This is a genomic window from Atlanticothrix silvestris CENA357 (assembly GCF_016056295.1).
Taxonomy (GTDB): Bacteria; Cyanobacteriota; Cyanobacteriia; order Cyanobacteriales; family Nostocaceae; genus Atlanticothrix; species Atlanticothrix silvestris.
Genome location: NZ_JAECZB010000011.1, coordinates 149340 through 158208, shown reverse-complemented (window position 1 = coordinate 158208; position 8869 = coordinate 149340). Strand labels below are relative to the sequence as shown.

General features: G+C 40.9%; 8 protein-coding genes. 4 read left to right on the top strand and 4 right to left on the bottom strand.

Annotated elements, in window-relative coordinates; translation table 11 throughout:
* Positions 1–233: 233 nt before the first annotated feature.
* The 3 genes from I8751_RS07710 (at position 234) to I8751_RS07700 (ending at position 2248) form a co-directional block, all read left to right on the top strand.
* On the top strand, positions 234–473 hold the full coding sequence (locus I8751_RS07710) for a DNA-directed RNA polymerase subunit omega (protein ID WP_214438581.1): 240 nt from the start codon (positions 234–236) through the stop codon (positions 471–473).
* A gap of 206 nt (positions 474–679) precedes the next feature.
* A complete protein-coding gene (locus tag I8751_RS07705) occupies positions 680–1270 on the top strand; it encodes a hypothetical protein (RefSeq protein WP_214438580.1) in 591 nt (196 codons plus the stop codon).
* 99 nt (positions 1271–1369) lie between these two features.
* On the top strand, positions 1370–2248 hold the full coding sequence (locus I8751_RS07700; protein ID WP_214438579.1) for an HIT family protein: 879 nt from the start codon (positions 1370–1372) through the stop codon (positions 2246–2248).
* Here the strand turns inward: I8751_RS07700 and I8751_RS07695 are convergent.
* The 4 genes from I8751_RS07695 to I8751_RS07680 form a co-directional block, all read right to left on the bottom strand.
* On the bottom strand, positions 2242–2844 hold the full coding sequence (locus I8751_RS07695) for a fasciclin domain-containing protein (RefSeq protein WP_214438578.1): 603 nt from the start codon (positions 2842–2844) through the stop codon (positions 2242–2244). The two genes, I8751_RS07700 and I8751_RS07695, sit on opposite strands and share 7 nt — an antisense overlap.
* A 190-nt stretch (positions 2845–3034) precedes the next feature.
* Positions 3035–3943 carry a YegS/Rv2252/BmrU family lipid kinase gene (locus I8751_RS07690; protein WP_214438577.1) on the bottom strand — a complete coding sequence of 303 codons (909 nt, stop codon included), beginning with the start codon at positions 3941–3943 and terminating at the stop codon, positions 3035–3037.
* Between the two features lie 13 nt (positions 3944–3956).
* Entirely contained in the window at positions 3957–5183 is a 1227-nt protein-coding gene (locus I8751_RS07685; RefSeq protein WP_214438576.1) for a PQQ-dependent sugar dehydrogenase, read from the bottom strand.
* Between the two features lie 200 nt (positions 5184–5383).
* Positions 5384–6328 (bottom strand): NAD(P)-dependent alcohol dehydrogenase, encoded by a 945-nt coding sequence (locus I8751_RS07680; RefSeq protein ID WP_214438575.1) that lies wholly within the window; start codon positions 6326–6328, stop codon positions 5384–5386.
* A 1054-nt stretch (positions 6329–7382) separates the two neighbouring features.
* Here I8751_RS07680 and nifB point away from each other — a divergent pair.
* Complete coding sequence (gene nifB, locus I8751_RS07675) at positions 7383–8834, top strand: nitrogenase cofactor biosynthesis protein NifB (protein WP_214438574.1); 1452 nt, start codon at positions 7383–7385, stop codon at positions 8832–8834.
* Positions 8835–8869: the final 35 nt, after the last annotated feature.

The following is an 8869-nucleotide window of genomic DNA, read 5'->3' as shown; positions in this document are numbered from 1 at the left end:
GGTTCCCAAGGCACTCCGTTGGGCGGCTATGCCGACTTGAAGGAAGTGCCGCCGGCATAAAGCAAGTGGCGTGGAAACCCCCTTGGCGCTAGCCTCTCCCTTTGGGAGAAGACCGCGCTAACTCACTACAAACATTGAATTTTTCACGCCGTTCTACTTAATCCTAAAGTTCGTACAGCAGCAGATTTATTCAGTACTGTTAAACTGGGGAATGACCCCAATAACCACCGACTATGCTAAAGCGTTCTAAGTTCGAGACAACCCAGTCTCAAATTATGCATCGTGCCGAGGATTTGATTAGTGCAGCTTCAAATCGCTATCGCATCACAGTTCAGGTGGCAAATCGTGCCAAACGTCGGCGTTACGAAGACTTTGATAGTCCTGCGGAAGATGTGATGATGAAGCCAGTACTGAGGGCGATTATCGAAATGTCTGACGAATTGACTCAACCGGAAATTATTGGCGAATTATAAAGTTTTGTCAGTGGTTAGTGGTTAGTAGTCAGTAGTGAAATGAAAAGTCTGCTGTGGAGATACTCTTCCCAGAGAACTTTTCAATAAGATGTTTAGATGTTTTTAAGGCCACTGGGGTATTAAACCAGATCAAAAACGATTGACAACTAAACTATTGACAACTGACCCGCGTAGCGTAAATAAAAAACGGCTTTAGAGAAGGTAGGATGAGCAAAAAATCATCGTTCATTCAAATCTTACTCCAGCCTTGGCAGGCACTCACTGTCTTAATGGTAGTGAGTGTACTTGTTTTGGGTTTAGGAGGAGGTAAATTAATGCCAACAAATTTACTTGGCATTCAATCTGCCTTAGCTCAAAGAGTAAGTCCTGGAGATGTCTGGCAGCAAGTGTATCAACAATTTCCCGATTTACCCAAAGAAAATCAGTACAACAGCAAAGATTCTGGGAAAATTGCCGCGAATAACACCTTAGCAAGTCGCTTAATTCGTTATCACATTTATGTGAAAGGACGTTCCCCAAATTATCGCCTAGATTGGAAGCTGACTTTGGCTGATTACCTGGGTGTAAATGAAATTATGTATGACAGCACCTATCCGGGTAACGATACATTAAAACAAAATCCGATAGCAGGCGATCGCATCGCCATCAAAAACCTTACCCGTCAGCAAAGAAACGCTTTAGTACAAGTTTTAGCTAATCTCTTTAATCCCGGTTCTCAGAATACCCAAGTCCCCAATCCTAACAGATCAGCGCCTCCACAACAGCCCCAACAAGGAGGTGCTGACCTATTAAGATAACTAAGTATTGACCCTGATGCGATCGCCTCAAGGGATGAGGAAAATAATTAACTATAAATTACCCGAAAGCAAATCAAAACATGTTTTGCTTAAAACGAGATGCACCTAAACAAAAGGGAACAACAGAAAAATCAATTCAGCCATCTCACTGCAATAGAAAGAACTTATCTATCATCACCTGCACAGTTTTTATTAAATCAAAGTTTACTTCAAGGTAAAATCTTAGATTTTGGTTGTGGCTTTGGTAACGATGTAAAATTATTACGCCAAAAAGGTTGTGATATTACAGGCTATGATCCTTATTATTTTCCCCAATATCCTCATCATAAATTTGATACAATAATTTGTTTTTATGTTTTAAATGTTTTGTTTCCTGAAGAACAAGCTCATGTCCTGATGGAAATATCGCATTTATTAAAACCAGGAGGCAAAGCTTATTATGCTGTGAGAAGAGATCTTAAAAAAGAAGGTTTTAGAGAACATTATATCCATAAAAAGCCAACATACCAATGTAGTGTTAAACTTCCATTTAATTCAATTTATTTAGATGAAAATCGGGAATTATATCAGTATCTTCATTATAACCATCAACGCCATTCAACCAATTATTGTATATTCTGTAATCCCCATAAAAATCTCAATTTATTAACAGAATCAGCAACCGCTTATGCTATATTAGACGGTTATCCTATAAGTAAAGGGCATGTTTTAGTTATTCCTAAACGTCATATTAGCAACTATTTTGAACTGCCATTTAAAGAGCAATCTGCTTGCTGGTTTATGGTCAACAAAGTACAAGAAATTCTGAAAAAAGAATTTGCACCTGACGGCTTTAATGTAGGAATGAACATCAATCGAGAAGCAGGCCAAAATATTATGCACAGTAGTATCCATATCATTCCCCGTTACAAAGGTGATACTGTCTGTGCTAAAAGTGGCATCAGGAATGTCATTCCTAAAATAAAGCAGGTTTATTGAATCATTGGCGGTAGAATTACTCGGTCAACTATATGGATGACACCATTACTTGCTCTGATATCAGGCTGTACAACAAGAGCATCATTGATTCTAACTTGGTTATTTGCTTGGTCAACTTGAATATTTACTGGGTTATTACCCAAAGTTTTTATTTCTTGTGACCGGAGTTGATTGGTAGTGAGATTGCCTGGAACAACGTGATAAGTTAAAACCTGTCTGAGAAGTTCGCGGTTTTCTGTTTTTAAGAGTCGCTGTCGAGTCACTTCTGGAAGTGCTGCAAAAGCTTGGTCTGAAGGTGCAAATAAGGTACAAGAACCAGTATCGTCTAACTTTTGTTCTAAATCCGCTTCATCAATCAGATTTGCCAGTGTTTTCAATGAAGGGTTAGCTTGTACAATATCTGTAATGTCTTCATTCACTGTTGCACCAGGGGTTATAGGAGGTGTCGTTGGTACAGACTCAGGCGGTGCAGTAGTAGTAGGAGTAACTTGAGCAGTATTATTTGGTAAACAAGCTGCAAAAACTGGTAATAACAGCATACCTATAGCAAAGCTCGCAAACTTTCTAATACTTACAACAAAATTTTTAGTCTTCATAATCTTCACCATGATTCAGAGACATCAAACTGTTTATTAAATTGCTTTTTTATGTTAGTCAACAAATGTGAATAGAATGTGACTTTAATTATTGACTACCTAAGTGCTGAATAAACATATTCATCTTTTCCAAAGCAATTATTTAAAATTTAGTAGGAGAGTTGATATATTAAAATCTTGCTTTTATTGACTAAGTTTTTTCTTCTAAAACTAATGGCACTAAGACCGTTAGACCGCCTGGAATACATTTAATATCAACAGGAGTAGTTCCATTAATATCACCATCTAAAGCTACTTTTTTCAGAGGTTCGGTTCTCACCTTCACACTTTTAGCACGTAGATGTTGAATATCATCTCGATTAGTAGCAGTACCAGTAAAGCCCGTTATGAGTAGATGGTAAGCAGCAAATAAAGCATTTTTGCGGTTAGCAGGAGTAACAATTGTGATATCTAGTAAACCATCATCTACAATTACTCCCGCAGGCCCATGTGCCAAAATCGAAGTCGGTGCAGCTGAATTGGCAATAGTCACAGCTAAGGCTGACAAATTGATTGTTTGCTCCTCTGTTTCTAGATAAACTTTAAAATAATCTAAATGTTTAAGTAGTTTTATTCCTGTCCCCAGAAACGCCAATATCCCAAAAAGTTTTTTAGCTTTTTTATCAGTTTGTTTGATCGTTTCAGCTTCAAAACCGATTGCAGTCAAGACAATCATTGCTTTGCCATTGCACAAAGCAACATCCACTTTTCGGGGTTTTCCAGTTAAAATTGTTTTGCAAGCATCCTTAATTTTAGCAGGAATACCCAAAGCTTGAGCAAAGGCATTGACAGTGCCTCTAGGAATTATTCCCAAAGGAATTCCTGTGTTAATTACTGCTTCAGAGGCAGCTGATACCGTCCCATCTCCTCCACATACAATAATCATCTCAGCCTTGCTTTCAACTGCTTCATGAGCTAATTCCGAAGGGCTAACTTCATGGGTGGGGCGAATATCCAGATTGATTTGAGGTTCCAAAATTTCTCGAATCGCCACTAAATCTTCTATAGGGTTGCTTTTACCCGCAGATGGATTAAAAATTAGACAAGCATTGCGAGTCATAATTTCATCCTCTTTATTGGGTAATGCGGAGAATTTTATCCTGCTGTGAAGGACAACTCCCTCGTCCATCGCAGTTACTAGTTGTGACATACAACTCGCCATCTGGCCCCATAATTGCCTCTCGAAGTCGTCCGTATTTACCTTGTAAATACACCTCATGACGTTGTACTTGCTGGGGTGATTGTGGGTTGAATGCAACACGCTGCAAGTGTTCAGAACGTAGAGTAGGAATAATTAAGCTATTCTTCCACTCAGGAATAGAATTTCCAGTATAAATTGCTGCCCCACCCGGAGGTAGTGCTTCACGCCAAACAATAGACGGAGTAACAAACCCTTCCTCTGATTCACAACGGTAGATGGTAGGCCAGCCGAGGTTGTCGCCTGCTCTTGCAACACTGACTTTATCGTGGCCGCTTCTGCCTAACTCACCACTGGGGCCGTGGTCTGTTACCCATAGTGTTGATGCATCACGCCAATCAAAACCTTGAGTGTTGCGAATACCACTGATATATACGGAATTTTTGGGAAACGGATTATCTTGTGGCACTTGTCCATCAGGCGTTACACGCAGAATTTTACCAGCAAGGCTATTAACATCTTGGGAACTTTGGGGATCTCTCGCATCGCCAGTACCTATATAGAGCATTCCATCAGCACCAAAGCGAATGCGACCACCATTGTGATACTGCGCTACGGGAATATCATCAAGAATTATTCTGTCTGATGAGGCACTCAATCCATTTTGGGATAATTGCCATCGCTCCACACGATTCACCTGCGACCCATTTTTCTCCGCTGTGTAGTAAACGTAGAAAAATCGATTTTCAGCAAACTTTGGATGAGTTGCAATGCCGAGTAAACCACCTTCACCACTATCTGTAACATCAATAGTAGCTACTGGTTTTTGAATCAGTTTACCACCCTGCACGAGGCGAACCCGTCCAGGTCGTTCAGTAACTAACATATCCTGATTTGGCAGAAAAGCAATGCCCCAAGGAACTTCCAATCCTGTAACTACTTCTTGTGCTTGCACATTTACCCGTCCTTGTGAACCAAAGCCCTTTTCCACCAGAGTACATGCTTGATTGTTGGTAGAAGTTTGTTGACTGACTTGTTCGGCTGTTTCTATTTTTTGATTATTAACGTTTGCCGATTCAGGTGTTGATAAAGTGCAAGAATAAAATCCCAAAAGTACCATACCAAGAACTAGTTTTCCTGCAACAATTTTTGTCAGGTTCATAACTATTTATTTAAAATAATTTAATTGTTTTTAGTTTCGCAAACAAATGTGATTCAAAAATGACATAGACAAAGGAATGATCTTGACACCAATAGGTACTTTACAAATCTCCTCTAATATTTTTTTGTATAGCACGCAGGGAAGTAAAAAATTGGTTGGAGAGCAGAGGAGCAGTGGGGACAAATAATCCCTATTGCCTATTAACTTGCAACAGCGATCGCAATCTTACCAACTGCCCGTTCACTTTCGCTAAAAGCATGAGCCGCAGCTAGTTCTTGTAAAGGATAAGTGCGGTCAATTACAGTACGAATTTTACCCGCCTCAATCAATTCCTTTAGATAAACTAAATCTTGAGTATTAGGCTTTTCAACGAAAAATTTTGCTTTTTGCCCGGGAAGAAACGCCGTTAAGACACTCTGCACCAAAGCTTCAGGGGTCGGTAGAGTTGTAATATAAATTCCGTTGGGTTTGAGAACACGTTTACACTTAGAAAGCGATCGCTTGCCAACGGCATCTAAGATAATGTCATATTGCGCCGTATTTTCAGTAAAATCTTGCTGCGTGTAATCAATCACACGGTCTGCTCCCAAAGATTTCACAAAATCCAAATTTTTGGTACTACAAACACCCGTCACTTCTGTGTCTAAAGCTTTGGCAATTTGCACCGCAAAAATTCCTACACCGCCAGATGCACCATTGATTAAGGCAGTTTGTCCTGATTGGATATTACCTTGATCTCGCAGGGCTTGCAGAGCTGTCAGCCCAGCTAAGGGGATAGTAGCTGCTTCCTCATGAGTCAAATTTGCCGGTTTGAGCGCTACAAAGTTTTCTGGGACAGTTGCAAATTCTGCATAAGATCCCCCAGGAAACATGGTACTACCATAAACGGCATCTCCTGTCTGAAAGCGTGTGACACCAGCACCAACTGCCATCACTTCTCCAGACACATCAAACCCCAAAATTTTGGGAAATTGATTGCCGCTAATCCAACTCAACGCTCCCTGACGAGTTTTCCAATCAATAGGATTAACGCTAGTGGCATGAATTTTCACGAGTAACTGATTGGGTTTAACTTGCGGTTGCTCCACGTCCTCATACTGCAATACTTCAGGGGAACCATAACGGTGGATCACACTTGCTTTCATAGCATTTCTCCTGCTCCTACCCTGTTTTGCTGTTATGACTACAGTGTAGCGGCCACAAGAGTTTATAATGAGCAATTAGAATAAAGTGTATTGCGATCGCAAAGCATTCTATCGCAACGTGTTTTGCTAGCCACGAACCATATTTTTTGCTTCTAAGAACGAGAAAAATCCAAGTTAAAAATTAAATCTTTTGAAAAAAGTCTCTATCAATTCACCTATTTTTCAGAGCTGTATGGCTTACCCGATAAGACTTAAAGACTTAATTGCATATCTTTAGCAAGCAAAAATTAAAAAAATATGAACTGCATTTTTATCTCGAAAAAAATGATATGTTGGATACAGAATTGAATTTCGCACGTATCTGGAGTAGTACGACGTATTCTGCTCCAGTTTTTCCCCTCAAATCCCTCAGACTTTATTGGTTTTGTCTGGGTTTGAGGATGATTTGAGTACACGTTAAAAGACACCAAAATTCATTCAAACAAGGCTAAATTCCTTACGGTAACTGGGTTTTGGCTGAGTACAAAGAAATCCTGAACCCCTGTCCATAAATACTCGAACCCCAACCAAAAAATACTAGAACCCCTAACCGAAAAAAACTTTTTTAATTCTTGTAAAGCCCTATTAACTAGGGTTTCAATATTTGAGTACAAACGTAATAAATCCAATAAATTCTATCCTAAATAGACACGCCGCTTCACTTTAAGGCAACTGATATAAATCTTATATCGCCAATCACTTAGCGCTCCGACACAAATTAGAAGCGAAGAGTGAGTGGAGGGATGAGATAGCACCCTGCCTCTGTAAATAGAAGTCGCGGCTGTACGCACCAACTCCACCCAAGAACCGAACGTTGACACACACCAGCCGAACCTCCAGGATTTATAACTTGCCCAACTCTGTAAAAAGTCGCCTTAAGCAAGCGTCTAACTACCGTATAACGGTAAACCGCTGCGGGCAGTGCAACAGACGCGACTTCAATTCTTAGGCACAAATAGTAGCAACAGCATCTCCCACAGTGGCAGCCGAGTCCACCGACCTTTTGCGAAATTCAATGACACTACCGTCTACAAAAATTCTTACCTCCGACAATCAGGAAGCAGCAACCCAAGCAAAATCAGGTGGTTGCGGCTGCGACAGTAAAAGCAGCGCCACCGTGGAAATGGATGAAAAGCTCAAAGAACGCATTGCTAAACATCCCTGCTACAGCGAAGACGCTCATCACCACTACGCCCGGATGCACGTTGCAGTTGCACCAGCCTGTAACATTCAATGCAACTATTGCAACCGAAAATATGACTGCGCGAACGAAAGCCGTCCTGGAGTAGTTAGCGAATTACTCACACCAGAAGAAGCAGCACACAAAGCCATAGTCATAGCAGGCAAGATTCCTCAAATGACAGTTGTGGGAATTGCCGGCCCTGGCGACCCCTTGGCGAATCCTGAAAAGACATTCCGCACCTTTGAGTTGATTGCAGACAAAGCACCAGACATCAAGTTGTGCTTATCAACCAACGGTTTAATGCTACCCGAATACATCGATCGCATTAAACAATTAAATATAGATCACGTTACTATCACTCTAAACACCACAGACCCAGAAATCGGCGCACAGATTTATTCTTGGGTTCACTACAAACGTAAACGTTATAGAGGTGTTGAAGGAGCTAGAATTCTGCTCGAAAAGCAGATGGAAGGATTACAGGCACTGAGAGAAGCTGACATCTTGTGTAAAGTCAACTCCGTGATGATTCCAGGAGTTAACGACCAAAACTTGATTGAAGTCAACAAAATGATTCGTGAGCAAGGTGCATTCTTGCACAACATCATGCCGTTGATTTCTGCACCAGAACACGGCACACACTTCGGCTTAACAGGTCAGCGCGGCCCTTCCCAAAAAGAACTGAAAGCAGTTCAAGATAATTGCTCCGGTAATATGAAAATGATGCGCCATTGCCGTCAATGCCGAGCCGATGCCGTCGGATTATTAGGAGAAGACCGCAGCCAGGAATTTACCAAAGATAAATTCATGGAAATGGACGCAGAATACGACCTCGAAAAACGTACCCTTGTTCATGAAGGTATCGAGAAATTTAAAGAAGAACTAGAAGCAGCCAAACAAAAAGCATTCGCTGGTAAGAAGTTTGCCAACACTCCCAAAATCCTAGTTGCAGTAGCAACCAAAGGTGGCGGATTGGTTAACCAACACTTCGGTCATGCGAAAGAATTTCAAATTTACGAAGTGGATGGAAACGAAGTTCGTTTCGTTAGTCACCGCAAGATTGATCAATATTGTCAAGGTGGATACGGAGAAGAAGCCACTTTCGAGCATATTATGAAAGCGATCGCAGATTGCAAAGCAGTTTTAGTCTCCAAGATTGGTAACTGTCCTCAAGAAAAATTGCAAGAAGTTGGCATACAGACTGTTGAAGCTTACGACGTGATTGAGAAGGTTGCTTTAGAGTTTTACGAGCAATATGTAGAGGGATTAGAGGCTAGGGACTAGAGGCTAGGGGCTAGGGATAAAAGAAAATATAATTT